The sequence below is a fragment of the Nitrospira moscoviensis genome (genome assembly GCF_001273775.1).
Classification (GTDB): domain Bacteria; phylum Nitrospirota; class Nitrospiria; order Nitrospirales; family Nitrospiraceae; genus Nitrospira_D; species Nitrospira_D moscoviensis.
In genome coordinates this window covers 1384948-1409222 of record NZ_CP011801.1, presented here as the reverse complement: position 1 = coordinate 1409222, position 24275 = coordinate 1384948, and the positions used below count along the sequence as shown (strand labels likewise).

The following is a 24275-nucleotide window of genomic DNA, read 5'->3' as shown; positions in this document are numbered from 1 at the left end:
CAAACCACTCCTCTCATCTCCCGCCCGGACTCTTTCCCACTAACAATGCGCACGGCACGTTCATCTTCCCCGCCCTTTCGGTTTGCCGACCTCTCCGGGTTTCACATCGAATCCTATGCGGCGACCCGGTGAAGATGGCGGGCTCATGAGCTGCCGAATGGCCTCAAAGATCGACTCAATCTGCTCGTCATGGGTCCCCAGCTTCCGCTCCAACTCCGCCAGCTTGGCCGCAAGTTCTTTATGCGCGGCCAGCACCTGCCGCATCCGAACAAACGCACGAACCACAAGGACGCTCATGTGCACGGCACGTGGGCTGTTCAGCACGTTGGCGGCCATGATCGCTCCATGCTCAGTAAATGCGTAGGGCAGGTATTTGATATTGTGCCCTCGCTTCAAGATCACAACTTGTGATCTTGAACGGCGCATCTCCGCCGCTTCCGCCGGGGTGAGCCGGAACATGAAATCGGGCGGAAATTTCCCGCTGTTGCGCTTCACGGCTTGATTCAGCGCACGTGTTTCCACCCCGTAGATTCGGGCCAGATCGTCGCCGAGCATGACCTTCTGGCCGCGAATTTCTCGAATCAGTCCGTCAAATTGAACGACGGAGGATGAAAGATGTCTTTTTCCCATCGCTCATGCCGCATGCCGCACTATTTTCACCGTTACTACCGTTTCCTTCCGCTCCCCCCATCCAACGGCGCGAACGGCACGCTGAAGTTGTACCGGTTCGCCGGGTTCAATGGATTGTCCGGATGGTACTGATTCGCCGGATTGAAGGGATTGCTCGGGCTGTATTTGTTGACGGGGTTCGCCGGATTCCCGAAATCGTATTTATTCACCGGATTGAACGGATTGTCGGGCGCATAGGCATTGGCGGGATTGAGCGGATTGTCCGGCGCGTACCGCTGAGTCGGCGTAAAGATGTTGTAGTCCCGCTCGTAGCGCGGATCGAAGCCCGTTTCGGCGGCGGCCGGTCCTGCGCCGGCCAGCGCGATCAGGACGAGGACAAGTCGTGTCGCCATGGCTTCCTCCCTTTCCTACGATTGGGTACTGCCGTCCGGATCGACGGAATTCTTAGGCTCCGCAGCCGGCTCTTTCCAGAAGCCTCGGCTCGCTGTGCCGGGCTCCGCGCTGAGAAACGCGGCGGTGGCCTGCGCCAATCGGTCGAAGGCCGGTCCCGTCTCTTGCTTGCAGAACTGCGCGGTATTGTCGCGGGAGAGTCCCAGATATCTTCCGGCCGCCCAGGCATCGTGATCGGCGCCGAGGTAGACGAAGATCCAGCCGCGCTGTTCGTACAGCTTGATCATGCGAGCGACGTCGTTACGGGTGTATTCGCGCGAAGCGTTCTCCAATCCATCGGTCAAAATGACACAGAGCTTCTTGCTTTCCGCCGGCGCCTCTTGGCCGGCGGCGGTCAACGTCCTGCCGATGGCGTCGTACAAAGGCGTGGTGTCCGCCGGTTGATAGGTCTGCTCCGTGAGATCGGCCACCTGGGCCGCCGGCTCGTTGCGATACCGGACTTCCGTTTTGCCGGAGTTGAAGAGCGTCAATGTGAAGCGGACGTCCGTGCGCATCTGCCTGAGCGTTTTCAGGTACTCGTTGAACCCGGCGATCGCGGCGCCCTTGCAGTGCTGCATGGAGCCGGTCTCGTCGAGAATCAGCGTGACGTAGGCGGCTGCTCCCCCACCTTCACGATTCATGGATGCCTTGCGGTCCTGCTGTGATTCCATGGCATGCCTCCTTGTGTGATGAGCCGACGGCGCCCAGTTTCACACGGCGAGGTGACATCCGAGGTCATTTTCTACAGAACGTGTTCTGGTCTATCTGGTCTATCTGGTCTATTTGGTCTATCTGGTTTGTCTGGTTTATTTCGTGCCTGGGACCATACGGCCGAGATAACCAAGAGAAGACCAATTTGGACGCCTGAGGTCACTTGCCGGCCCAAATCCTTTTGGCTTCTTCCATCACAGCTCCCCGCAGGCTCTCAGGCCGTATGACCCTGACCCCGCCGCCGAAGCTGAGTATCCATCCGATCAGTTCCCTGGTCTCCGCCATGGACAACGCCATCCGCAGACGCCCCCGGCTCAGGCGTGTGAGCCGTTGGCTGGGATGCCAAATGCGGTCTTTGACCCAGGCCGCCGTCGGCTTGTCGAACTCCAACTCGATGTCGATGCGCCGCCCGCGCATGACGGTGAGCGAGTCTTCGACAAAGGCGTCGAAATCGAAGTGCAGCGGGATTTGATACGGCGAGTCCGTCGGCGTCACGGATTTGATGCGCTCGACCGCGAACATGCGCGGCTCTTTTCGGAGATGGCAGTAGCCGATGAGATACAGACCGCCGGAGGCGTACCAGAGGCGGTACGGGTCGACTTCGCGGCGGGTCACGCGCCCGCGCGAGGCGGAGTCGTAGCGCATCTGGATGCGTGTTTTGTCGGCGATGGCGCGGGTGACGCGTTCGACGATCTCACGATGGTGCTTGTAGCGTTTATGGGGGCCCAGTCCGACTGAAAACGTATCTTCCAGTTGCTGGACCAGCGCCAGCCCTTCCGGCGGCAGCGCCGCCGAGGCTTTGCCGAGCGCCGACTGAAGAGAGGTATGCACGGCCGTGCCTTCCAGCGGGGCGATGAGCCGGCGGCTGAGGGTGAGCGCCATGAGCTCGGTGGGCGAGAACCGGAGAGCCGGGGCGTGGCGCGCTCCGTCCAGGAGTTTCCAACGCGTGCGGCCGTCGATCCGCTCCGTCAGCAGCGGGTAGCCGGCCGATTCGATGGCGTCGAGGTCGCGGCGCAAGGTCCGGGGATGGCGGATGGCTGAGGGATCGAGCCCTTCAGCGAGTTGGTCCAGCGTGAGGCCGTGGCGCGACTGTTCCAGCTTGTTCAGGATGACGAGCTGACGGACCGCCTGCTCGTTGCGGGGCATGCCTTCAGTCACTCCCTGTCGGAAGCATTCCTATGGAGGGCCGACTGTAGAGGCTCCGCGCGAAAGGATGCTATTCCCTATTCGAGGGGGTCCAAACGGCCTCACGTTGAAGAGGGCGGCGGCCTCGCTGCTCCTGTGACCAGCAACGGAAGGAGGCAGATGACACCCGGACATGGTACCCACTCGTTACAGCTTCGGCCGATTCTTTTGGGCGCCCTCCTTCTCCTTCGCGTCACGCGCCTTGACGGCATTCACCAGCAGCTCGTGCGTGGCGCCGACGGACTTTTCGTCCAGCGGCCCGTCGCCTATGGTCACCGTGATCGCGCCGACGAGATCCGGCGCAGCTAAGATATTCTGGCTTTGACAGCACCGCCGGAGCCCCGCCTGGACCATCCGATAGGTCTGGCAGACGTGTCCGGCCCCGACGGCAAAGCGCGACTCCACCCGCATGCCGGCTTCCATCGCTTGCATCGGGACCGGATCGACGCCTTGCGAGCCGTTTCCGGACGAGAACGATGCGTTCGTCAAGCACACGGGATCGAACTCTTTCATTCTGTTGCCCTTCGCATCGTCAAACCACACTAAGACACGCTGGTTCGCGTCGTTCAGTTGGCTCGCGCCGGTATCCGAACTCGGCGTTCCGTATTTCTTGATGAGATCCTCGACCAGCATCTGCTGCGTCGGTGCCGTCTCTTTGGTAAAGACCAGCATGCGGGACAGCTTGGTGACAACGATGGGATTGGGCGGCATAGTGAGGCGATAGACGAACCGCTCTTCCGGGCTCGTAAATATGAGGCCATAGAGCAGCTCGCCGCCCAGCACGTCATACTTGAGAGCCTGCTTCTGCATCTGCAGCTTGGGATTGTGCGCTTTGAGGGCCTGCATCGCCTCTTTCAACGGTGTGCCGAGCTTCATGCCCGCGATGTCGTACTTGCCGGCCGCCGCGGCCAGCTTCGCCGTCTCCTCCGCCGTACCGGTATTCGGCGGCGGCTCCTGCGCCAATGCCGATGCCGCCGGCATCAAGAACATCAACGTGGCCAGCGCCACACGTACCATCAGAGAGTCATGTCTCATGGAAAGCTCCTTTATGCGATGGGGTTGGAAACCGGCTCCTCCACGAATCGCACTGCCGACTTCTCGAATACGAGTTTCATGCGACGCCATCCTTTCACGGAATGTGCCGGTGAGCGGCGGCAGTAAAGCGGCTGGTTTAGGGGGAAGATGCTACATGGATCGCATAGGTGTGGCAAGAGCGTGACTCATCGCCGAACCGATGAGGCGCCGATGCGCTCCGGCAACTTGGCACTCGTGGCCTTTTCGGTTCCTCTTCACCCCTATCGACAAGACTGAGCTCCCCGAGCGAGAATGCCGCCCATGGGTTTGAAGGATGTGGTGAAACCGGCGTCAGGTGAGCGACAGGCGCAAGCCCGCTTCGGAACGGCCAAACGGGCGGCGGCTTTCTGCGCCAATCAGCAGCTGGATCATCTCAACGAGGCGATGCGGCGGTTCATCGCGCGGCAAGAGATGGTCTCGATTGCAACGGCGGACGCGGCAGGCCGGTGCGATTGCTCGTTCCGCGCCGGTGAGCCGGGATTTGTGCAGGTGCTGAACTCGAAGACGTTGGCCTATCCTGAATATCGCGGCAACGGCGTGCTGGCGAGTGTCGGCAACATCCTCGAAAATCCCCACATCGGCATGATCTTTTTGGATTACTGCGACACGACGCTCGGCCTGCACGTCAACGGCCGCGCGCGCGTGCTCGAGCCACAGGAACTCCTCGCGCTCCCCGATCTCCCGGCAGCCCTGATGCAAGCGGCGCGCGCGACGGGCGGACGCCGGCCGGAAGCCTGGGTCCTGGTGGATGTCGAAGAAGCCTACATCCATTGCTCCAAGCACGTGCCGCTGATGAAACGGCTCGACAAGCGGATCGAATGGGGCACCGACGACGAGGCCGCGAAAGGCGGCGACTTCTTCGGCGTCAAAGCGACGCGCAAGCCCGGCTAGCGATCCGTCCGCGTCCCGATCACGCCGCTTGTTTGGCGTAGCGCTCGGGGTCCTGCTGAAACGCCTTCTGGCAGGTCTCCGCGCAGAAATAGTAGCGCTGCCCTTGGTAGTCCTCGTACCCCACCGCGTCGGTCGGATCGATCGTCATCAAACACACCGGATCTTTGACCTTGTTGCCTGCCTCCTCCATGGTGACTCCCTTCTTCTGTGCGAACGAATGCGATCCAGGTTTTCCCTCTCGACGGCCTCGGGAAATCATTGAATCCATTCCGCCGCCGCATCGACTAGGCAGTTCCCCAGTGCCACCCCTTGCGGGGGCCCCTGCATGCTGGAGAAGTGGCATGCCTGCGCTCACTTCACCGCCTCCTCGGCGGATCCGTGCTTCTCACTTGCGTCCTCCGCCTTTTCACCGGTCCTGCCGACGCAGAAGAGCCCACCCCGCTGGCCGGTGAGGAGTTCCACACGGAAGTCCTCGGCGAACCGGTGACGGTGCCGCCGCGCGACCGGAAAACCGTCACCGCGGCCAGCGCCGGCATCGCGTATCTGCCGGACGGTCCCAGTTTTTACCAAGTGCTGCCGTTCGGCGCGTTCTATGTCTGGCGCCATTCGGACGACTATAAAGAGCGGTTCCGCGGCAGCTTTTCCGTCGCCGTCAACGACGTGGCCTACAACGTCGGCTCCCATTCGTCGAACGGCTGGGAGCTGCGGTTCACGTTCAACAACATGATCATCCCGCTCGGGCGCGCCGAGTACGTCGAAGGCCAGATCATCCGGGACGTGGAGGTGGAATGGAACTACGCGTTCGCCGGCGTCGGGCTGGCTTATCGAAAGTGGCTCGCCCCCGGCCAACAGGACAATGCGCTGGAAGTCTCGCTCACCTATGAACCGGGTTATCGCTGGTTTCAGCGCAGCAAGGGCACGGCGCGCGGCTTCATCGTGCCGACCGATACGTACGAAGGCCGCCTGCACGCCCGCCTGCGAACGGACGCGTTGGTACGTAACGTCATGGAGCTGCCGCATCGCGGCTACGCCTTCGGCGGCGACTTCTTGTACGGCCATCGCGCGACGTGGGGGCGCTGGGGCGGCGTGGCGCCCTTCGAATCGCCGAACGTCGAGCAGGAGCGTGACTACCTGATGGGCAGCGTCTACGCCGTGGCCGCCGGCGGCCTGCCGTTCCTGAACACCGAGCGCCATCGCTTCGTCGCGTCGGTCTATGGCGGGCTCGGGCGGCATCTCGACCGGTTTTCGACGTTCCGCCTGCCGGGCCGCCCGACCGGCTATGAATGGGAAGCCATTTCCCTGCCTATCCTCCCGAGCGTGGCGTTCAACGAACTCTTTCCAACCCGCTACGCCCTTGCCCATCTGGAATATCGCTACCAAGCGATGTTCTTTCTCTATCCGTACGCGCGCGCTTCATGGGGGTTGGTCGAACAGCTGCGGTTCCAACCCAACGGCGGCATCCGCAGACAGATGGACGAGATGCCCGCACTGAGCGGCGGCGTGGTGAGCGGAGCCCCGTGGAAATCGCTGATCGAGTTGAACTACAGCTACAACTTCGGCATCTACAGCGATCGCGGCGGCGGCCCGCCTCAGCCGGGTCGCCACGGATTCTTCGTCTTTTGGTCGAAGGAATTCCGCTGATCGGCCGCCTCGCCCGGCGGTAGCGCCCGCGGCGATGTCTCGGCTACACTGCGGTCTTCACCGGAAATCCGGCCATGTCGAACGACTCATCGCTCACCTACTACGCCATACTCGAACTGCCGGTCACCGCCACGGAGACCGATATCAAGAAGGCCTGGCACGAGCACATCCAGGTCTGGCATCCCGACCGCTTTTCCCATTCGCCGGCCTTGCGCCGCAAAGCCGAAGCCCGGACGCAGCTCATCAACCAGGCGTATCAGACCTTGAGCGATCCGATCGCCCGCGCCCGCTACGACAGCACACTGCGGCCGGCGCCCACACCCACCGCCACGACCACGCCGCCCGTCCGTCCGGCTCCGCCTCGCCCGCAAGCCGCTTCCCACTCCCGGCACGGCCCGCGCGGGCCGCAATCGCTCATCACCGTGGCCCGCACAGGCCAACCCAAGACGCTGGTGCCGGCTGTGTCCATGCTGGTCGATACCCGGGAGCTCCACCCCTACGAATTCGAGGGGCTCGTGCGCATCGCCGGCACGAGACGGGAGACCTTGACGGCCGGAGACTATGCCATCGCCGAAGCACCGGACATCTTTCGCGTGGAACGGCGGCGGGTCGAAGAATTCAACACGATCTTTTCGAATCCCTCCGACAACCGGCCGCGATTTCTTCGCGAGCTCGAACCGCTCCTGGCGATTCCCCATCGGTTTCTCGTGATCGAAGGCGCGATCCAGTACACGAAGGGCGGAGGACGCTTGGAGCAGTATCACCGGAACGGCATGTTGGACTTCCTCGATGCGCTGACGGCGCGCTTCGGCCTCACGATCATCTATGCCGACAGCCGGGACGAGGCGGAGGAGCGGGTCGCCAATCTGGCCGCCCTGCACTACGCCTACTACTATGCCGAGCACCAGGGCTACGGCCGCTGCCTCATCGAGGACGACCTGTAAGCGCGGGCCGGCCTCCGCACGAGGCGCAGCAGCAAGACGACGGCGAGCGACGGCAGCCAGATCCATCGCGCTTCGCTGGCCAGGACTTTGAGCGCGGACGCCATGGCGCGGCTCACCGGCCCCCGGCAAAACCATCTTGCCGCCAGGCCTCATAGACGAGCACGGCCACGGCGTTGGAGAGGTTCAGACTGCGGCTGCCGTCCACCATGGGCAGGCGCAGGCGGCGCGCCTCAGGGAAGCTGGTCAGGATCTCGGCCGGCAGCCCGCGGGTCTCCGGGCCGAACACCAAGGCATCGCCTTCTCGAAACCCCGCCCCGTCATAGCGCTGCATGCCTTTGGTCGAGACCGCGAACAGCCGGTGCCCGTCGAACCGCTCCCGGCACTCCGCCCAGCTCTCGTGGACCGTGATCGTCGCGTACTCGTGATAATCCAATCCCGCCCGCCGCAGCAATCGATCTTCCAAGCTGAACCCCAGCGGCTTCACGAGATGCAGCGCCGCGCCGGTGTTGGCGCAGAGGCGGATGATGTTGCCGGTGTTCGAGGGGATTTCCGGTTGATAGAGGATGACGTGAACCATGGAGTCGGACGAGTGTAGCACATGGCGGACCGGGCCCGGACCGGCAGCACGCCGGGTCTTTTCTCACCCTCCTTTCTCCCCGAGCGCCGCCCGGCACTTGTCCATGAGCGCCGGGGCGTCGATGGGTTTTTCCAGATAGTCGCGGGCACCGGCGCGCAGAGCGTCCATCTTCGCCCCGCGCGCCGGAGTCGCCGACATCATGATGACCGGAATCGCCGCATGCTTTGCGCGCAGCTCACGCAACACGGCCATGCCGTCCATCCCCGGCATGTTGAGATCGAGCAGCACCAGCTCCACCGGCGAACCATCGGCCTCCCGTGCCAAGACGGTGAGCCCGGAGGCTCCGTCGGTCACCGCCGTCGCCTCGTACCCCATCGCCTCGAGCCGTTCTTTCAAGGCCTCGGCGATGAACCGATCGTCATCGATGATCAGGACGCGCCGAGCCATTCGCATTCCCGCCGCCGGCAGACCCGGGCCGCATCCGGACGCTGTACGTAAAGCCTTGGCGCGACAGCTCCACGTCGCCGCGGCGGCTCAGGATATCCATGGCCAGAAACAACTGCGCCCACGTCAGCTCGGGGACTCGCTCCAGGAGTTCCTCCACGGTGCATGGCCGGCCTTCCCGCAGTTGCTGGAGAATCAATTGCTCCGGGTGCCGCCGCTCGACTCCATCTGCCGCCGGTTTCGATCCTGCTCGCAGCATGCCTCCCTCCTTTCTCATCCGTCGTCACCGACTGGAACGTTCCTCCACCCACTCGATCCAGGACGACCGATCGCTCGCCGCGCCCGACTCGCTCAATACCACCAAGATCCCGCGCATGATCGGATGCAGCTCACAATGGTAGGCGTAGCGGCCGGGAGGCAGCGGGGCGATCATGAAGCTGCTGTCCGGCGGCAGCGCCATCGAGTGGAACGCGCAGGACTCGTCTCCCAGGCAGCCGTCGTGGCGGACGCTGTGCGGGGAGGCGGTGGGGTTGACCCATCGTATCGGCACGCCGGACGGCACCACGGCCACAAACGGCTCGTAGTAGGGCGCCACGGTTTCCAGCGAAATGGTGACCGCCGGCAAGGACCGCTCGGGGAGCTCGGTCCCCGACGCCGAAGCCGCCGGAGACCAGACGAGCACGAGGATCAGGCCGGCGACACAAGAGCGGATCATGGCTGGACTCCTTTCTTCACGCGCGGGCTCATCCCGTTGCCGGACACCGTACAGCGGCCTCGCCTAAAGAGGCGATACGGAACTGGCGCGCGAGGAATAAAGAAGGCGTAAAGAACGGTCAGGAGGAGGAGTCGGGCTCCGCGCAAAAGCGGTAGCCGACGCCCGGGTCGGTGACGATGAACCGGGGGCGCTCGGGGCGGGATTCCAGTTTACGCCGCAGTTGGCCCACGAACACGCGCAGGTACTGCGCCTGCTCGGCATAGGCGGGCCCCCAGACGGCTTGCAGCAGCATCCGGTGCGTCAGCACTTTGCCGGCATGCTCGATCATGTATTTGAGCAGGTCATATTCGGTGGGCGTGAGCTTGACCGGCGCGTCGCCCAGCGTCACCTCGCGCCGGTCGAAATTGACGGTCAACCGGCCCGCGACGAACACCGGGCGCGCCCCATGCGCGCCGGCCGCCCGCCTGAGCAACGATCGGATTCTCGCCAGCAGCTCTTCCATGCCGAAGGGCTTCGTCATGTAGTCGTCCGCCCCGGCCTCCAGCGCTTCGACTTTTCGGCGCTCCTCCCCGATGGCGGACAGCACGATGATCGGCAGCGCCGACGAATCGCGCAATCGGCGCGTCACTTCCACGCCGTCCATGCCGGGCAGTAACAGATCGACGATGACCACATCGGGACGGCGGTTCCGGACGGAGGCGAGCGCCTCCTCGCCCGTGCCCGCGGTTTCCACGGCATAGCCCCTCCCTTCCAGGTTGATTTGCAGCGACCGTCTGATCTGCGGCTCGTCGTCGAGCACCAGGATGCGCGCGCCTTGCGTCATCCCGCCCTCCCTGCCGACTCCGCCGGGGCGGCCGGAGTCCGCATGTCCTGCGGGGGCGACAGCATCGGCAACCAGAACGCCACGGCGGTCTTCTCGCCGGGGACGGAACGGGCGACGATGCGGCCTCCGTGCGCTTCGACGATCCCCTTGCAGACGGCCAAGCCCAGGCCGGTGCCGGGAGGGGCCGGCGCTCGGCCCGACGCCGTCCGGTAGAATCGCTCGAACACCCGCTCCAAGTCGCTCGCTGGAATCCCGTCGCCCTCGTTGGTCACGCCGATCTCGATCCGCCCGTCGTTCACGCGGGCCTCCAAGGCAATCGGCGACCCCTCCGGAGAAAACTTGACGGCGTTGTCGAGGAGGTTGACCAACACTTGCTGCATCTCCACCCCGTCGACGAACAGCGGCGGCACGTCCGGTGACAGCCGGACGTCGAACGGCCTCCGCGCCAGCCGGGGCCCCGCGCGTCTGATCGCCGCTTCCACCACTTCCTCCAGAAGATGCCATTCCCGGCGCGGCACGAGGGCGCCGCCCTCGATGCGCGACATATCCAGCAGGTTGCAGACCAGGCGGTTGAGATAGTCCAGCTCTTCATCGATGCTGTCGAGGCATTCCGCCCTGACCGAAAGCGGCGCGCCGGCTTCTTCCCGCAGGCCCGACAGCATCGTCTTGATGGCGGTCAGCGGAGTGCGCAATTCATGGGAGACGGAGGACAACAAGGACGACTTCACGGCGTCTCGCTGCCGCAGCGCTTCCAGGGCGATCAGCCGGCTCTGCGTCAACGCCTGCTCCGCCTGGATGAACCGCCACGTCCGCACGGTGGCGACCGCCACGACCAGCAACACCATCACGAGTTCCCAGCGGATGAGGCGTTGAACTCCTTCCTCGGAGTGTCGCGTGAAGAGCGTCACGATCTCGTTCGAGACGTCGAGCAGCGCCGCGTTGTCGTGGAGAAGATCACTCCGCAGCCGGTCGCGCTCACCGGGGCCGAGGCCGGCCGCCACGAACCGCTCCGCCTTGACGGAAAAGGCCCGCAGCCGGCGTTGTTGATCGTCCAGCTTCGCGCGGATCTCCTGCGTCGGAGCCGCGCGCAGCACGGCCGTTTCCCCCGGGTGCATCACGGTGGGACCGCCGTCCATGAGCACCGCCACCCGCTCCTCCAGGAGATCCCGCGTGGCGCGATAGGCCGGTGTTCCTTCCGTCTCGGCGAGGAGCAGCTCCTTCATGTACCGTTCCAGCAGCATCCGTTGCCGTCCGGCCACATCGATCACCACCGCATCAGACCGGCGGGACTGCACGACGGTATAGGTGAGCGGAATGACGGAGACGGTGGTGATGAGGAGCAGACCGAAGATGCCCGCCAGCGTCCTGGAGACACTGCGCGACTTCCCGGAGCGAACGAGCCCGTCGCCCATGGCGGCCTCCGGCTGGCCTATCATAACAGGCGATCGCAGCCCCCTCCAGTTCCCGCCCCGAATCCTTGCAGCGTGGCATAGCTCCAACTACTCATCCGCTCAACCTTGCGAGGGCGGTTCACCCGGCGATATAACAAGCTACCGCTATGGCACGAACACCAAGCACGCGCTTCTGGTTCCACGCGTTCTTCCCAGCAGTCGGGCTGGCAGCCACGGCGACAACCGCCTTCTTCCCGGGCTCCTCGGCGTTCGCCGAGGAGCCCGGGAAGAGTTCCGAAGAGCGCCTGGCCGACGACGCGAAAACGGTGTGGGAAAGCGGTGCCGTGACCCCGGCGCTCGACATGCTGGACGAAGAGATCCGGCGGCACCCCGATGCGCTCGCGCTCATGAAGCTGCGCGGCGATATTCTGGCCACCACGCGCGGGCCGCGGGAAGCGGTGGCGGCCTATGAGACGGTGCTGGCGAGAAACCCGCAGGCGCTCGATGTCCGCTGGGCCAAATGGAGCGTGCTGGTCCGCGGGGGGCAGGCGGAGGAGGCCGCGGCCGAGCTGGGCCGCCTGGCCGATGCGGATCCCGCGAATCCGTTGATCCATCTGCGCCTGGCGCAAGAGCTGCGCAAACTGGATCGCCTGGAAGAGTCGCTCCGCTCCTATGAGAAGGCCGTGGCGCTCGCCCCGGACCTGCTCGGCTGGCGGCTGGCGATGGCCCGCGCGCGGTTCGACGTGCTGGACTATCAAGGCGCCGACGGCGACGTGCAGTACGTGCTGCAACACGCGCCGCCCGGCTCGCCGCTGGAGCTCCCGGCGAACAATCTCCGGACCGTCATTTATGAATCGATGGATCGGGGCCGCCGTTTCAAGCCGGCGCTCACGCCGGATGCCGACGCAACGGCCTTGAAGGAGTGGGCCGCCATCCGCGCCGACGCCTGGAAGCTCTTCGCCGCCGGCCGCTATGCGGAGGTGGAGTCGATCTATCGGCGCGTGCTCGCGCTCAATCCCCAGGACCCGCTGGCGACCCACCAGTTGGGCATCACGCTCATGCGGCTGGGTCGCTGCCGTGACGCGCTCGCGCTCTTCGGGAACGTGCTGAATCTGAATCCCAGCGAGGAAGACTACGCCGACACCGTGTTCCGCATGGGCCAATGTCTCGTGGAGTTGGAACAGTGGGAGGACGCCTACGTGCACTTCAAACTGCTCTACGACACGGCGGTGGAATTCGAGGAGAAGAACAAGGACGTGCAGCTCCCGGAGGGCACTCGTGTCTTGGATAAAAACAAGCTGGCCGCCTGGCTCGACAAGGTCCGCCCGCACGTGCCCGAATTGGCTCAGGCTCAAGCAGAGCGGCCCGCAAAAGACGCCGCGTCCAAGGACTCCGCTGCGGAGGGACCGTCCGAGGAAGAGCTGCTGGCGAAAGCCGTCGAGCGGTTGAAGCCGCAGAAAACGCTGGAGACGCGCACCTCGCTGCTGGGCCGGGATGCGGACTTCAGTTGGTTCCGGTTCGTGATCCCGGCCGGCAAAGTCATGCGCGACGACTTCCCCACCGGCGCGCATGAGTTCATTCCGCTGAATCCGGGCGACAGTTTTCCCCCGACCCAACCGGAGATCTATCTCGTCTTCGGCCTCGTGTCCGCTTCGTATGATGCGGTTCCCCTCGCCGCCCGCTGCGTCCTCGAAACCTCCGAGATGGCGGGCGAGCAACGGATCGTCGCGCAGGACCAGGTCCTGACCGCCACGAACGATCAGTCCGGTTATTTCCTGCTCTCCCGTCCCCCCGCCGGCTGGACCCCGGGACTCTACCGCTGCGGGCTCTTCGCGGGAGAGCGCACGTCGGCCTACACGCAGGTGGACGAAGTGCGCTTCCGCATTGTCGAGCCGCCCGGCTCTCCGGCGACGGGCTCCTGACTCGACCATTCTCGCCAGCCGCCCTCACGCCGGGTAAGAAACGCGCACATCTCTTGGCCATAACGCGGCGCGCTTGTATACTGCCGGCTCGTCGTCCTGACGGCACGTGCGGCACGGATGCATTCGTGTCGCTCGTCTCCGATTTATCCACCTTGGGGAGGAACTCGATGAGGGAACTGCATCGCAACGGCATCCTGGTTCTGTGCGCCATGGCGATCCTGAACGGATGCGCCGACGATCCCTACCAGAAGACGAAAATCGGCTCGGCGCTGGGCGCCGTCGTGGGCGCCGGCGCCGGCGCGGCCATCGACGGCAAGAACCGCGGGCGCGGCGCCGCGATCGGGGCAGCGGTCGGCATTCTGGCCGGCGGGGGAGTCGGCTTGTACATGGACAAGCAGAAAAAAGCCATTGAAGAACAACTGGCCAAGGAGCTCGCGACTCACGACGTCGAATTGAAGAAGCTTCCGGACAATTCGATCGAAGTCGATCTGAAGAGCGAAGCCTCGTTCGCGACGGGAAGTTCCGAGGTGAAACCCTCGTTCAACACGGCGTTGGCCAAGCTGGGCGCCGTGGTGAAGCAATACGACAGCACGATGGTTCACGTGCTTGGGCACACCGACGACCAAGGCAGCAACAGCTTCAACCAGCAACTCTCGGAACGGCGGGCGACGGCCGTCGCAAGCGCCTTGACTGCGGCGGGCGTGGATCCAAGCCGAGTCCGGACCGAGGGCCGCGGGGAATCCGACCCCGATACGAGCAACGCCACCGCGGACGGCCGGAGCCGCAACCGTCGCGTGGAAATCTATCTCAAGCCGGTCGTAGAAGGACACGAGCAGGAAGCCCTGCGGTCCCCGAAGTAGCCCGCCCCGGCGGGGGCGGCCGAAGGGCTGTCCCCGCATCTTTCCGCCCGCACACCCTCGCCGATCCCCGCTCGCGACAGATTCATCGGTCACTTCGGCGCGGTCGTTTCATCCTGCGCCACATGGCCGCGCATCGATTTTTCGACGATGTTGTGCTCGATCTCCAGCGCGATGACGCGCGCGAGCTGGTCCGTGCTCAGCGCTCCCATCGGCAGCCCCTCGGTCTCCCGGTAGAAGGGACCGTCCGGCGCGGCGGTCCGGTAGGTATTCACGAGGATCGACGCCGGTTGGATCGTCCGGCCCGGGTCGCCGACCAGCACGGCCTTGTCTTCCGGCTGCACCCGCGTGCGGGTGGCCCAATCGCGCTGGTCGATCTTGACGAAGGCGACGTTCCAGATTTGTCCGTTGAGCAGGCTGCGGACCGCCTTTGGCGTCTGTGCCATGAAGGCGGGATCGCGCACGATCTTCTGTAAGGCGTCCCTCACCCGAATGTCATACAACTTGGTAGTGGAATCCGGCTTGGCCGGCGGCACGAGCGTCGTCGTACCGACTTCGTAATACGCCTGCCCCTCCAGGCTCCTGTGCTCGTCGGTCGTATGCAGGTAGGTCTCGAACAATCCGCGCAGGATCCGCAGGCGTTCATCGGAAGACAATCCGGCGATGTCGGCGTCGGACCGAACAGGCGCGCGGGCCAGGTCGCGCGCGGCCGGGATGCTCTTGGGCCTTGGGCCGGTGTCGGCTTTACTGACGACCCACTGAAACTCCCTGGCGAGAGCCGGTACCAGTTCGTGAGGACGGCCCAACAAACCCTGCGCGTTCAACGACGCGACGCTGACCAGCAGCCTGACGCGCCCCGGCTCGGCCGTGCGCGCAACCAAGAACGCGAATTCCTTTCCCTCCTGATTGACGACGGTCGGCTCAATGACCACCTCCTGGAGCGCGTCTTTCTTCACGCTTTCGTCGAACCGCGGATAGTCTCCCCGATGCTGCAGCATGAAGGTGAAGGCGTCGACGACGGTTCGAACCGCCGCCTCCGCCTGGCCGCGGTCCACTGTGCGGCCCGTGCCTTGGCGAAGCAGCACGTGAAAAGAGGCCCCGGGGATCGAGTAGGTTTCGCCGGAAGATGGTTGGGCCTCTGCGATCCGGTGTCCCTCATGCCCCCGGTGAGCCGACTCGGCTCGGAGCGGAAACGAGACACATCCCAGCGCCACGAGGCACAGGCCGATCCCTTTGCCTATTCCGATGCGGGTCACGTTTCGATCTTCGGCACATCTTCCATGCATCAAGCGGTATTCTACACCGTCCCGATACCAGACGCTGGCGTCCGCCCCCCGGGGAAGATCCCTCATTGACAGTCCCTTGCCGATAGGAGTAAGAAGCGATCTATCCTCAGCGGAGAGGAGGTGGATGATGGACGATCGTACTCCACCGGACCAGGTCGGCCCGCCGCAGTGACGGTGGGGCGCTTCTCTCATCGGTCGGCTCGGTCTCACACGGCCACACGACTCCCGCGTCAGGGAGCACAGCACCCAATCGGTCGATCGAGACCAACACGGCTGAATCGCGAAGGGACATGAGGTTGTCCCGCTTCGCATGACCGGTGACACTGCCTGCCCGCCGTCATCTGCGCGCGGGTCTTGTTCTCCGAGACCAGAACCATCCAAGCTGTGGGCGTCCCAAGCGCCCTGCGCAGCCGGCTCACGAAGCGGTTTCGTGAGCCGGCTCGTGGCGCAGGACGACACTTCCACTGCGCCGAAGACATGGCGCGTTGCATGCCGGAAGGAGGGGCCATGCGCATTCATGACGTGATGTCCACCGGTGTCCTGACGGCGAGAAAGACCGATACGGTCCGTTCCGTCGTGATCAAGATGATCAATCGCCATTGCGGGGCCATTCCCGTCGTGGAAGGAGACAATCAGCTCGTCGGCATGGTGACCCTCCGCGACGTCCTCCTGCCGCTCTACCCGAATTACGGCGACTACATTCACGACACGGTGCACAGCCGGGATTTCATCGAGATGGAAGACGGATACGGCGAGGTGCTCGGCAAGAAAGTGGAAGAGGTGATGAGCCGGAACCCGCTTACCGTGTCACCCGATACGCCGATCCTCGAGGCCGCGTCCTACATGGGACTCAAGAATTTCCGGCGCATTCCGGTGGTGGACCGCACCACGCTGGTCGGCATGGTCAGCATCGGGGATATCAATCGCGGGCTCTTCTTCGAACGCGGCATGCAGCGGTGACAAGAGCCCGGGTTCCGCAACCGCCCGCAGCACAAGACCACCATCATGACCGCGACGGCAGTCTCAAGCCCGGTCCGCATGCGGTGTCGTCATGGTGTCTTCGATGTGAAGAGTTGGTTGCGTGCCCGGGCCAGCCACTTGAGCACATCCTCGAAGCCGAGGTTCGTGATTCCGTCGACACGCCGGCCGGTGCTCTTTCTGAGCGAGTACTCATAGGCGGCGCTCGTAATGATCTCGAGCATGAACAGATCATCGTAGGAGACCATCACGGTGAATCCGGTATGGTCATCCCCCTCGTCCCGCTCAAAACACCAGCAGAGATCTTCCAAGCGCCCCCTTGGGATTCTGAACATATCCGGATCGATGCAATCGTGAATGCTGCGCACATAATTCAGAATGTTGTCCAAGTGGCCATGCCGTTCGACGCTCACGACTAATTCGGCCAGTGGAAGGTGAGGCGGTTCTTGGGTGTCAGCCATAACCGGTTAATCATATACCTCACTGAACGGCTGGGGTCCAATGGCGGGCCGGCTGTCGGTTTACCTAGTTCGAAGTCTTGGCGGCTCCATGACTACAAAGCAACCATGAGAGCCGCTTTGCGTCTTCTCACCCTTGGCATCACTTTCTCTGTGCTGCCCGGCTGCATTGAGCCGCGGTTGCGGCCGTACGTGAACGTGCATGACATGTCGCCTCCCATCGATGAGCTGCGGGCGCTGGCCGAGCAAGGGAATGCGGAGGATCAGTATCAGCTTGGCCGGCGGTACGAGCTGGCGGTGCCGCAGGACTACCGGGAAGCCGTCCGCTGGTACCGGTCGGCGGCCATGCAACGGCACGCGGGTGCGTTCTACCGGCTCTGCGCGCTGTCGGACATCGGGCGTGGAGTGCCGCAGGATTATGAGGAGGCTTTGCGCTGGTGCCGGCTGGCGGCCGATCAGGGGCACGGGCGCGCGATGTTCACCATTGGGTTCCACTACCAGTATGCCCATGGCGTTCCCAGGGACCTGATCCAAGCCCATCAATGGTACAACCTGGCGGGGGCCAACGGCTATCACGCCGCCACCAAATGGCGGGATCGGCTCGCAGCCGACATGACTCGGACCCAAATTGCCCAAGCGCAATTCCTGGCCCGCAACTGGAAGCCGAACTCCCGGGAACCGGCCGCCGGACCTCCATAACGGAGATGACGCGCCGTTCTGGAAATTTTCCCTTCCGCTCTGGAATTCCTCCCCAACCGGATGGCCGTGAATCGTGAATCGTTATTCGTGAATCGCCTCACCTGATCGCAAGAACCGTCGTAATTCCTATGCCATCCGGTTTTTCGCCCCGTTCGGTTCACTCCGGCACGGATACTGCTGCTGCATCTGGGCCATGCACCCGCACGCCTCCATTTTGTTGATCGAAGACAGCCCGGGCGAGTGCGAGTTGTTTCGGCTGGCGCTGGCGCAGACCGGCGTGGACGCTCCGCTCTATACCGAGCACGATGTGGAGGGCGCGCTGCATTTCTTGGCCGACCGCGCCGCGCACGGACAGCTCCCGGCCGTCATTCTGCTCGACTGGCACCTGCAGAAGACGCGCGGCGACAGGTTCCTCGCCAAGCTCCGATCCGACGCCCGCCTGGCCTCGATCCCGGTCGTGGTCTTCACCACATCCGACGACTCCTTCGATGTCGCCGCCGGCTACGGCTGCGGCGCCAACGGCTATGTGGTGAAGCCCGGGACGTTCGACGAACTGATTCGATTCACGGGAGATTTGTGCCGATATTGGCTGAGCTGGAACCGGACCGTGTATCAGGCGACCACCCGATGCTGACCCGCGCCGCGCTCAAAAATCCTTACGCCGTCTTCGCCCTCTGCACGATCGCGCTCGTGCTGGGCGCCGTGTCGTACAAGAAGATGCGCGTGGACATCTTCCCCGAAATCAAGATCCCGACGATCCTCGTGACGACGTTCTATCGCGGCCTGAGCCCCACCGAGATGGAAGGCGCGATCACGCTGAAGATGGAACAGCGGTTCGTGGAAGCGAGCTACGTCGAGCACATCGAATCGCAGTCGCTGGCCGGCATGAGCTACATCAAAGTCTTTTTCCAGCCGGAATACGGAATCGACGCGGCGCAATCCGAGCTCACCAGTCTGGCGTACAGCATCATCCGGCTGCTGCCGCCCGGCGTGTACCCGCCGTCGGTCTACAAATTCGGCGTGTCCAGCCTGCCGGTGGGGCTGTTGTCCATCAGCAGCGAGACGCTGGGTCCGAAAGAAATCCGGGATCTCGCCTACTTCACGGTGCGCCAGCAGATCGCGACCATCCCCGGCATCTCGTTCGGGCCGCCGCTGGGCGGCAAGGTCCGGCAAATCACCGTGTTCATGGATCAGCAGCGGATGCTGGCGCGCGGCATCTCTCCGTCGGAGGTCGTCAAGGCGATCAATGCGCAAAGCGCCATCATTCCCGCCGGCAACATCAAGATCGGCGACCTCGACTACTACGTCTACTCGAACAGCCTGATCGACCTGGTGGACAAGATCAACGACATCCCGATCAAGGTGGTGAACGGCACGCCGATTCTGATCCGCGACATCGGCACCGCGGCGGACAGCGCGGCGATCCAAACGTCGATCGTGCGGGTCAACGGCCGCGAGGCGACCTACATTCCGATCACCCGGCAGGAAGGAGCCAATACGCTGGAAGTGACGGACGGCATCCGCGCGAAGCTGCCGAAGCTCACGGAGATTCCGGCCAACACGACAGTGAAGTTCATCTACGATCAATCGCTCTATATCCGGCAGGCCATCGCGAACCTCCAGAAAGAAGGGCTGTTGGGCGCCGGGCTGGCCGGGCTGATGATATTTCTGTTTCTGCGAAGCATCAAAGCGGCGCTGGTCGTCGGGCTTGCCATCCCCCTGTCGCTCACCGCCGCATTGGTCGCGCTGTACCTGACCGGCCAGACGGTGAACATCATGACGCTCGGCGGCTTGGCGCTGGTGATCGGCACGCTGCTGGACAACAACATCGTCGTGCAGGAGAACCTGCACCGCCATTTGGAGATGGGCAAGGACGGCCGCTCGGCCGCCGAGGACAGCGCCACGGAGCTCACCCTCCCCATCTTCGTCGCGACCGTCTGCATCTTGATCGTCTATCTGCCGATCGTGTTTTTCTCCGGCATCATCAAGTATCTGTTCGTGCCGCTCGCGATGACGGTCGCCTTCGCCATGTCGGCCGACTACGCGGTGTCCATGTCGGTGACGCCGGTCGTGTTGGCGCGGCTCTATCGGCGGGGCGCGGGGCACGAGGCCGGAGGCGAGGGGGACGACCGGAACGATTGGTTTCGGTTCGTGCTCGCTCTCTATGAGCCGGTGCTCCGCTTCGGCGTCCGGTTCAAAGCGGCGGTCATCGTCGCCGCCCTGCTGGCGTTGCTCGGCACCGCCGGACTGCTCCTGCCCCGCCTCCATACCGAGTTCTTCCCCAAGGTCGATGCGGGCAACTTCACGATGATCGTCAGCGCGCCGGAAGGCTCGCGCATCGAAAAGACGACCGCCATCGTCGCGCAGATCGAGCAGCTGGTGCAGGAGACGATCCCCAAGCACGAGTTGGAGGAAGTGATTTCGAACACCGGCCTGTACTTCGGCGACGCGGCCCGCTTCGCGCCCAATACCGGGAACCACACGGCCTTCGTGTTGGTGAATCTGGTCACCGGCCATGAGGGCCGGACGGAAGACTATGTGAACCTCCTGCGCGCGCGGCTGCGGGAGCATCTGCCCGGCGTCGAAGTCTCGTTCCAGACCGGCGGCATCATCAGCGACGTGCTGAACTTCGGTCTGCGCGCGCCCATCGACATCCAGGTGAAAGGGCCCTCGCTGAACGTCATCCGCCCGGTGGCCGAGGAGATCCGCGAGAAGGTGGCGCGGGTGGCCGACACGACGGACGTGCGCATCAAGCAGGGGAAGAACTATCCCGAGCTCCACATGAACGTGGATCGCACCAAAGCCGCCTACTACGGCATCACCCAGGATCGGGTGATCGTGGACGTGATCACCGGCATCAGCTCGAACCTCGCGCTGAGCCCGAACTATTGGCTGGATCCGAAGACGGCCAACGGCTATTTCCTGCTGGCGCAGTATCCGGAACAGTCGCTGACGAAGACCGAAGACCTGCTCAACATTCCCATCATCGGCGCGCGGACCTCGCTGGCTCCGACGGCGTCGCTCACCACGGCCGGCCTGAGCGGCTCCAGCATCGCGCTGCAGAATACGCCGTTCGCCGGGCGCGCGCTGGACCTCTCCAACGGCTTCTACGCCTCGGGCGACGAACGGCGGGGCCCGCCGGTGTTGCTCCGCGACGTGGCGTCCCTGCAGATGAAGACCGGCCCGGACTCCGTCGACCACTACGACCTGTCGCGGCTGATCGACGTGCTGGTCACGCCGGTCGGCAACGACCTGGGCCGCGTGGCCAAAGACATCGAACGCGTGCTGGCCGGCGTCACGCTCCCCAAAGACGTGACCGTGGACCTGAAAGGCGAAGTGGCGAACATGCGCGCCGCCTTCGGCAATTTCGCACTGGCCCTGCCGCTCGCGGTGCTGCTGATCTATCTCGTGATGGTCGGCCTCTTCCGCTCCTTCGTCGATCCCCTCATCATCCTCGTCGCGGTGCCGCTCGGCTGGATCGGCACGGTCCTGATGCTGCATTTCACGAACACGTCGGTCAACGTCGAATCCATGATCGGCACGCTGATGATGATGGGCATCGTCGTGTCGAACAGTATTCTCCTGGTGGATTTCGCCAATCGCATGGCCGACGCCGGCGCCGACGCGGAACGGGCCGTCCTGGAGGCGGGCCGGCGCCGCATTCGCCCGATTCTCATGACGGCGCTCGCGACGATCCTCGGATTGCTGCCGCTGGCGTTGGGATTCGGCGAAGGGAACGAGACGATGGTGCCGCTGGCCCGCGCGGTCGTCGGCGGGCTGGCGGTGTCGACGATCATGACCCTGTTCGTCGTGCCGGTCATGCACGCCATGGTGTTGTCGCGGCGGACGATACTACCGGGGTCCGAGACGCCGGCCGCGTCTTTCGAGGGGGTCTAGCGGAATGTTCGTTCATCTTACGTCGATGCTCTTGATCCTTTTCGCAGCCGTCGCCGGCTGTCAGCGCGACGATCGCCCGCAACCGGCCAAGCCGGCCGCGGCCCCGGCGGGCTCCTACGAGCACGTCGCCAACGGCGCTCCTTTGGACGTTGATCCCACGCACCCCGTCGACGTGCAGGTGACCAAGCCGGTTCGCCAGACGCTCCGCTACACCGTGACGCTGCCGGCCAATATTTCGCCGCTCTATCAGACCACCCTCTACGCCAAGGTGTCCGGCTATCTGAAGTGGATCGGGCCCGACAAGGGCGACGCCGTCAAAAAAGATCAGGTCGTGGCGATTATCGATGCGCCGGAAGTCGAAGAGCAGTATCAGCAGGCGGTGGCGGACTACAAGATCAGAAAACTGACGCACCGGCGGCTCGCCGACGTCTGGAGGGAATCGCCGGATGTGATCGCCAAGCAGGACGTCGACGTGGCGGAGGCCGCCTACGAAAGCGCCAAGAATGTGATGCAGCAACGGGCGGCCATGCGGAATTACACGAAGGTCCGCGCGCCCTACGACGGCATCGTCACGGCGCGGTTCGCCGATCCGGGCGCGCTCATCCAAGTCGCCACCTCGTCGGCGACCAATGCGATTCCGCTCTTCACCATCATGGATCTCGACACGGTGCGCGTCTATACGAACGTGCCCCAAGACGATGCCCCGTGGATCGTGCCCGGCAAAACGCACGCAACGCTGCTGGTCAAGGAACTGACCGGACGATCCTACTCCGGGGCGGTCACGCGCTCCACGCTGGCGTTGGATCCCTCCACCCGCAGCCTGCTGGTCGAGATCGATATCCCCAATCCCGACCATGCGCTGCGTCCGGGCACCTATGCCGAGGTTGTCTTGGCTCTCCGCGAAATCCCGAACGCCTTGGTCCTTCCACCGCAAGCCATCGTCAGCGGACCGAAGGGCAAAGCCGTGTTCATCGTGGATCAGGGCAAAGCCAAGTCGGTCCCCGTCCAAACCGGGATCACGGACGGACAATGGATTGAAGTGCTCTCCGGCCTCACCGGCGAGGAAGACGTGGTGGTCGTCGGGAAGCGCCGGCTGCTTGAAGGTCTCCCGGTACAGGCCGCGCCGTTCAAACTGCCGGAGGCCAAACCCTCTCAACAGAAATTCGAACGGCGCTCTCCCGGACCGTTCCCTCAACCGGCGCCGTCAGCAACGGCGCCTCATGAACCAGGAGTCGCACGATGAAACGATCCCTCTCCTCGATAGTCTGCATCGGTCTGGTGCTCGCATCGGCGCCGCTCGTCGCCACCCAGGCGGTCGGCTCACCGGACATGACCGGAAAAGGCCGATTTCTCGGCCTGCAGCAAGCGATCGAAACGGGCCTCCAAAACCATCCCATCGTCCAGGAAGGCACGGCCGGCCTGCTGGCCTCATCCGCCCGAACCGAGCAGGCCAAGTCACTGTACTATCCGCAGGTGTACGCCAACGCGGACGGAGCGGCCGGCGCCGCCGGAATCAATCCGCGATTCGTCGCCCCGGCAGGGGCCATGCTGCGGCCCAATGTGAGCGCGTACGCCGCCGGCGTTCTGGCAAGCCAGCGGATTTACGACTTCGGCTATACCCGCAACCTGGTGGAATCCTCCCGGTACGGGGAGCGGGCCCAGGAGCAGGACGTGAACGCGCGGCGGGCGCTCATCATCGTCAACGTGCAGCGCAGCTATCTGAACAGCCTGAAACGCCGCCGCCTGGTGCAAATTGCGGAGGAAACGGTGCGGGAGCGGGGCATCATCGCCGGGCAGATCGAGGCGCTGTATCGGCAGCAGTTGAAATCGAAGCTCGATCTGGATCTGGTGCGCGTCGAACTGGTGAATGCGGAATCGCTCTTGGTCAGGAGCCGGAACGATCTCAAGTCGAGCTTCGCCGATCTCAATCGGACCATGGGCGTGCAGGGATCGGACGACTACACATTGGAGGATATCGCCATCGACGTTCGGCCGCAGCGAACCCTGGAGGATCTCATCACGGAAAGCCTGAGCCACCCCGAGTTGAAACGCGCCAAGGAGCAGACGGCTTCGGCCGAGGCGCGAACCAGGGCGATGAAAAGTCAGTACCTTCCCACTGTGTCCGCCATCGCGAGCGGCGGCTACTACGACACCTTCGATCCGAACCGCGACGCCAATACCGGAAGCTGGTGGGCCGCCGCCGGCCTCGTCTCGATGCCGATCTTCACCGGCGGCTTAATTGAGAACCAGGTCAAGGAAGCGTCGGCGCAGCAGGCGGCCGCGACCGCGCAAAGCGTGAACATCGAGCAGGCGTTGACCCAGCAGGTCACGAACGCCTATCTCGACACGATTACGTTCGCACAGCAGATCAAACTGGCCGAAGAGCAAGTGAAGACGGCGCAGGAAGCGCTGAGCCTCGCGCGGCAGCGGTACAAGCTCGGGCTCGGCTCGATCGTGGAGGTCACGCAGTCGGAAGTGGCGGTCACGCTGGCGCAAACCAAACTGGCGGAAGCCCAGTATGACTACAAGATCGCCGAGGTGACGCTCGCCTATGCGGCGGGCGGGAGCGCGCAGTTGCAAATCGATCCGACGCTCCGCTGACAGGGCTGCTGAAAATCGCACCGAACTTCGTTCTCGACTCGTCGAAATCCTCAACGTACCCCTGAGGGTACGCCTGCGGTGTTCGCCTCGCCTGCGGCCTCGTTGGGTGCGATTTTGAGCAG

General features: G+C 64.0%; 25 protein-coding genes. 11 read left to right on the top strand and 14 right to left on the bottom strand.

What is annotated here, in order from left to right; translation table 11 throughout:
- Positions 1–60: 60 nt before the first annotated feature.
- From NITMOv2_RS06900 to NITMOv2_RS06880, 5 genes are all read right to left on the bottom strand, one after another.
- Positions 61–630: an ORF6N domain-containing protein gene (locus tag NITMOv2_RS06900; protein ID WP_053379166.1), complete on the bottom strand. Its 570-nt coding sequence runs from the start codon at positions 628–630 to the stop codon at positions 61–63.
- Between the two features lie 35 nt (positions 631–665).
- Complete coding sequence (locus NITMOv2_RS06895; protein ID WP_053379165.1) at positions 666–1022, bottom strand: hypothetical protein; 357 nt, start codon at positions 1020–1022, stop codon at positions 666–668.
- A 15-nt stretch (positions 1023–1037) separates the two neighbouring features.
- On the bottom strand, positions 1038–1730 hold the full coding sequence (locus tag NITMOv2_RS06890) for a vWA domain-containing protein (protein ID WP_053379164.1): 693 nt from the start codon (positions 1728–1730) through the stop codon (positions 1038–1040).
- 199 nt (positions 1731–1929) lie between these two features.
- The gene (locus NITMOv2_RS06885) at positions 1930–2916 is read right to left on the bottom strand and encodes a helix-turn-helix transcriptional regulator (RefSeq protein WP_053379163.1); all 987 of its coding nucleotides are present in this window, start codon (positions 2914–2916) and stop codon (positions 1930–1932) included.
- A gap of 186 nt (positions 2917–3102) precedes the next feature.
- Positions 3103–3990: a hypothetical protein gene (locus NITMOv2_RS06880; RefSeq protein ID WP_145976205.1), complete on the bottom strand. Its 888-nt coding sequence runs from the start codon at positions 3988–3990 to the stop codon at positions 3103–3105.
- Between the two features lie 300 nt (positions 3991–4290).
- Between NITMOv2_RS06880 and NITMOv2_RS06875 the strand changes: the two genes are divergently transcribed.
- Positions 4291–4920: a pyridoxamine 5'-phosphate oxidase family protein gene (locus tag NITMOv2_RS06875; protein ID WP_053379161.1), complete on the top strand. Its 630-nt coding sequence runs from the start codon at positions 4291–4293 to the stop codon at positions 4918–4920.
- Between the two features lie 19 nt (positions 4921–4939).
- On the opposite strand, the gene NITMOv2_RS22585 is transcribed toward NITMOv2_RS06875, so the two are convergent.
- Positions 4940–5110, bottom strand: a complete 171-nt coding sequence (locus NITMOv2_RS22585; protein ID WP_083447827.1) for a YHS domain-containing protein — start codon at positions 5108–5110, stop codon at positions 4940–4942.
- A 188-nt stretch (positions 5111–5298) separates the two neighbouring features.
- On the opposite strand from NITMOv2_RS22585, the gene NITMOv2_RS06870 reads away from it, so the two are divergent.
- Together NITMOv2_RS06870 and NITMOv2_RS06865 are read left to right on the top strand one after the other, a co-directional pair.
- Complete coding sequence (locus NITMOv2_RS06870) at positions 5299–6561, top strand: hypothetical protein (RefSeq protein WP_145976204.1); 1263 nt, start codon at positions 5299–5301, stop codon at positions 6559–6561.
- Positions 6562–6635: 74 nt separating this feature from the next.
- Positions 6636–7505, top strand: a complete 870-nt coding sequence (locus NITMOv2_RS06865; protein WP_053379159.1) for a DnaJ domain-containing protein — start codon at positions 6636–6638, stop codon at positions 7503–7505.
- 112 nt (positions 7506–7617) lie between these two features.
- On the opposite strand, the gene trmL is transcribed toward NITMOv2_RS06865, so the two are convergent.
- The 6 genes from trmL to NITMOv2_RS06835 form a co-directional block, all read right to left on the bottom strand.
- Positions 7618–8082 (bottom strand): tRNA (uridine(34)/cytosine(34)/5-carboxymethylaminomethyluridine(34)-2'-O)-methyltransferase TrmL, encoded by a 465-nt coding sequence (trmL, locus tag NITMOv2_RS06860; RefSeq protein WP_053379158.1) that lies wholly within the window; start codon positions 8080–8082, stop codon positions 7618–7620.
- 63 nt (positions 8083–8145) lie between these two features.
- Positions 8146–8529, bottom strand: coding sequence for a response regulator transcription factor (locus tag NITMOv2_RS06855; protein ID WP_187299389.1), 384 nt, complete (start codon positions 8527–8529; stop codon positions 8146–8148).
- Positions 8501–8785, bottom strand: a complete 285-nt coding sequence (locus tag NITMOv2_RS23325; RefSeq protein ID WP_053379156.1) for a hypothetical protein — start codon at positions 8783–8785, stop codon at positions 8501–8503. Before NITMOv2_RS23325 ends, NITMOv2_RS06855 begins: the two co-directional genes overlap by 29 nt.
- Positions 8786–8809: 24 nt before the next feature.
- On the bottom strand, positions 8810–9241 hold the full coding sequence (locus NITMOv2_RS06845) for a cupredoxin domain-containing protein (RefSeq protein WP_053379155.1): 432 nt from the start codon (positions 9239–9241) through the stop codon (positions 8810–8812).
- A gap of 118 nt (positions 9242–9359) precedes the next feature.
- Positions 9360–10064, bottom strand: a complete 705-nt coding sequence (locus NITMOv2_RS06840; RefSeq protein ID WP_053379154.1) for a response regulator transcription factor — start codon at positions 10062–10064, stop codon at positions 9360–9362.
- Positions 10061–11476: an ATP-binding protein gene (locus tag NITMOv2_RS06835; RefSeq protein ID WP_053379153.1), complete on the bottom strand. Its 1416-nt coding sequence runs from the start codon at positions 11474–11476 to the stop codon at positions 10061–10063. Before NITMOv2_RS06835 ends, NITMOv2_RS06840 begins: the two co-directional genes overlap by 4 nt.
- A 146-nt stretch (positions 11477–11622) precedes the next feature.
- Here NITMOv2_RS06835 and NITMOv2_RS06830 point away from each other — a divergent pair, with 146 nt between their 5' ends.
- Together NITMOv2_RS06830 and NITMOv2_RS06825 are read left to right on the top strand one after the other, a co-directional pair.
- Complete coding sequence (locus tag NITMOv2_RS06830) at positions 11623–13377, top strand: tetratricopeptide repeat protein (RefSeq protein WP_053379152.1); 1755 nt, start codon at positions 11623–11625, stop codon at positions 13375–13377.
- 167 nt (positions 13378–13544) lie between these two features.
- Positions 13545–14237: a YiaD family glycine zipper/OmpA-like lipoprotein gene (locus NITMOv2_RS06825; RefSeq protein WP_053379151.1), complete on the top strand. Its 693-nt coding sequence runs from the start codon at positions 13545–13547 to the stop codon at positions 14235–14237.
- Between the two features lie 89 nt (positions 14238–14326).
- Here the strand turns inward: NITMOv2_RS06825 and NITMOv2_RS06820 are convergent, their stop codons facing one another.
- On the bottom strand, positions 14327–15586 hold the full coding sequence (locus tag NITMOv2_RS06820) for a hypothetical protein (RefSeq protein WP_053379150.1): 1260 nt from the start codon (positions 15584–15586) through the stop codon (positions 14327–14329).
- 441 nt (positions 15587–16027) lie between these two features.
- Between NITMOv2_RS06820 and NITMOv2_RS06815 the strand changes: the two genes are divergently transcribed.
- Positions 16028–16480: a CBS domain-containing protein gene (locus NITMOv2_RS06815; RefSeq protein ID WP_053379149.1), complete on the top strand. Its 453-nt coding sequence runs from the start codon at positions 16028–16030 to the stop codon at positions 16478–16480.
- 89 nt (positions 16481–16569) lie between these two features.
- Here the strand turns inward: NITMOv2_RS06815 and NITMOv2_RS06810 are convergent, their stop codons facing one another.
- On the bottom strand, positions 16570–16959 hold the full coding sequence (locus NITMOv2_RS06810; RefSeq protein ID WP_053379148.1) for a hypothetical protein: 390 nt from the start codon (positions 16957–16959) through the stop codon (positions 16570–16572).
- Between the two features lie 204 nt (positions 16960–17163).
- On the opposite strand from NITMOv2_RS06810, the gene NITMOv2_RS06805 reads away from it, so the two are divergent.
- From NITMOv2_RS06805 to NITMOv2_RS06785, 5 genes are all read left to right on the top strand, one after another.
- The gene (locus tag NITMOv2_RS06805; protein WP_187299387.1) at positions 17164–17655 is read left to right on the top strand and encodes a tetratricopeptide repeat protein; all 492 of its coding nucleotides are present in this window, start codon (positions 17164–17166) and stop codon (positions 17653–17655) included.
- Positions 17656–17848: 193 nt separating this feature from the next.
- A complete protein-coding gene (locus NITMOv2_RS06800; protein WP_053379146.1) occupies positions 17849–18289 on the top strand; it encodes a response regulator in 441 nt (146 codons plus the stop codon).
- Positions 18283–21552, top strand: coding sequence for an efflux RND transporter permease subunit (locus tag NITMOv2_RS06795; RefSeq protein WP_053379145.1), 3270 nt, complete (start codon positions 18283–18285; stop codon positions 21550–21552). Before NITMOv2_RS06800 ends, NITMOv2_RS06795 begins: the two co-directional genes overlap by 7 nt.
- A 4-nt stretch (positions 21553–21556) precedes the next feature.
- A complete protein-coding gene (locus NITMOv2_RS06790; protein WP_083447823.1) occupies positions 21557–22795 on the top strand; it encodes an efflux RND transporter periplasmic adaptor subunit in 1239 nt (412 codons plus the stop codon).
- The gene (locus tag NITMOv2_RS06785; protein WP_053379143.1) at positions 22792–24153 is read left to right on the top strand and encodes a TolC family protein; all 1362 of its coding nucleotides are present in this window, start codon (positions 22792–22794) and stop codon (positions 24151–24153) included. Before NITMOv2_RS06790 ends, NITMOv2_RS06785 begins: the two co-directional genes overlap by 4 nt.
- The last annotated feature ends 122 nt before the right edge of the window (positions 24154–24275 follow it).

Coding starts and splice junctions, on each gene's coding strand:
- NITMOv2_RS06900 (WP_053379166.1), bottom strand. CDS start 630: ATGGGAAAAAGACATCTTTCATCCTCCGTCGTTCAATTTGACGGACTG.
- NITMOv2_RS06895 (WP_053379165.1), bottom strand. CDS start 1,022: ATGGCGACACGACTTGTCCTCGTCCTGATCGCGCTGGCCGGCGCAGGA.
- NITMOv2_RS06890 (WP_053379164.1), bottom strand. CDS start 1,730: ATGGAATCACAGCAGGACCGCAAGGCATCCATGAATCGTGAAGGTGGG.
- NITMOv2_RS06885 (WP_053379163.1), bottom strand. CDS start 2,916: ATGCCCCGCAACGAGCAGGCGGTCCGTCAGCTCGTCATCCTGAACAAG.
- NITMOv2_RS06880 (WP_145976205.1), bottom strand. CDS start 3,990: ATGAGACATGACTCTCTGATGGTACGTGTGGCGCTGGCCACGTTGATG.
- NITMOv2_RS06875 (WP_053379161.1), top strand. CDS start 4,291: ATGGGTTTGAAGGATGTGGTGAAACCGGCGTCAGGTGAGCGACAGGCG.
- NITMOv2_RS22585 (WP_083447827.1), bottom strand. CDS start 5,110: ATGGAGGAGGCAGGCAACAAGGTCAAAGATCCGGTGTGTTTGATGACG.
- NITMOv2_RS06865 (WP_053379159.1), top strand. CDS start 6,636: ATGTCGAACGACTCATCGCTCACCTACTACGCCATACTCGAACTGCCG.
- trmL (WP_053379158.1), bottom strand. CDS start 8,082: ATGGTTCACGTCATCCTCTATCAACCGGAAATCCCCTCGAACACCGGC.
- NITMOv2_RS06855 (WP_187299389.1), bottom strand. CDS start 8,529: ATGGCTCGGCGCGTCCTGATCATCGATGACGATCGGTTCATCGCCGAG.
- NITMOv2_RS23325 (WP_053379156.1), bottom strand. CDS start 8,785: ATGCTGCGAGCAGGATCGAAACCGGCGGCAGATGGAGTCGAGCGGCGG.
- NITMOv2_RS06845 (WP_053379155.1), bottom strand. CDS start 9,241: ATGATCCGCTCTTGTGTCGCCGGCCTGATCCTCGTGCTCGTCTGGTCT.
- NITMOv2_RS06840 (WP_053379154.1), bottom strand. CDS start 10,064: ATGACGCAAGGCGCGCGCATCCTGGTGCTCGACGACGAGCCGCAGATC.
- NITMOv2_RS06835 (WP_053379153.1), bottom strand. CDS start 11,476: ATGGGCGACGGGCTCGTTCGCTCCGGGAAGTCGCGCAGTGTCTCCAGG.
- NITMOv2_RS06830 (WP_053379152.1), top strand. CDS start 11,623: ATGGCACGAACACCAAGCACGCGCTTCTGGTTCCACGCGTTCTTCCCA.
- NITMOv2_RS06825 (WP_053379151.1), top strand. CDS start 13,545: ATGAGGGAACTGCATCGCAACGGCATCCTGGTTCTGTGCGCCATGGCG.
- NITMOv2_RS06820 (WP_053379150.1), bottom strand. CDS start 15,586: ATGAGGGATCTTCCCCGGGGGGCGGACGCCAGCGTCTGGTATCGGGAC.
- NITMOv2_RS06815 (WP_053379149.1), top strand. CDS start 16,028: ATGCGCATTCATGACGTGATGTCCACCGGTGTCCTGACGGCGAGAAAG.
- NITMOv2_RS06810 (WP_053379148.1), bottom strand. CDS start 16,959: ATGGCTGACACCCAAGAACCGCCTCACCTTCCACTGGCCGAATTAGTC.
- NITMOv2_RS06805 (WP_187299387.1), top strand. CDS start 17,164: ATGTCGCCTCCCATCGATGAGCTGCGGGCGCTGGCCGAGCAAGGGAAT.
- NITMOv2_RS06800 (WP_053379146.1), top strand. CDS start 17,849: ATGCACCCGCACGCCTCCATTTTGTTGATCGAAGACAGCCCGGGCGAG.
- NITMOv2_RS06795 (WP_053379145.1), top strand. CDS start 18,283: ATGCTGACCCGCGCCGCGCTCAAAAATCCTTACGCCGTCTTCGCCCTC.
- NITMOv2_RS06790 (WP_083447823.1), top strand. CDS start 21,557: ATGTTCGTTCATCTTACGTCGATGCTCTTGATCCTTTTCGCAGCCGTC.
- NITMOv2_RS06785 (WP_053379143.1), top strand. CDS start 22,792: ATGAAACGATCCCTCTCCTCGATAGTCTGCATCGGTCTGGTGCTCGCA.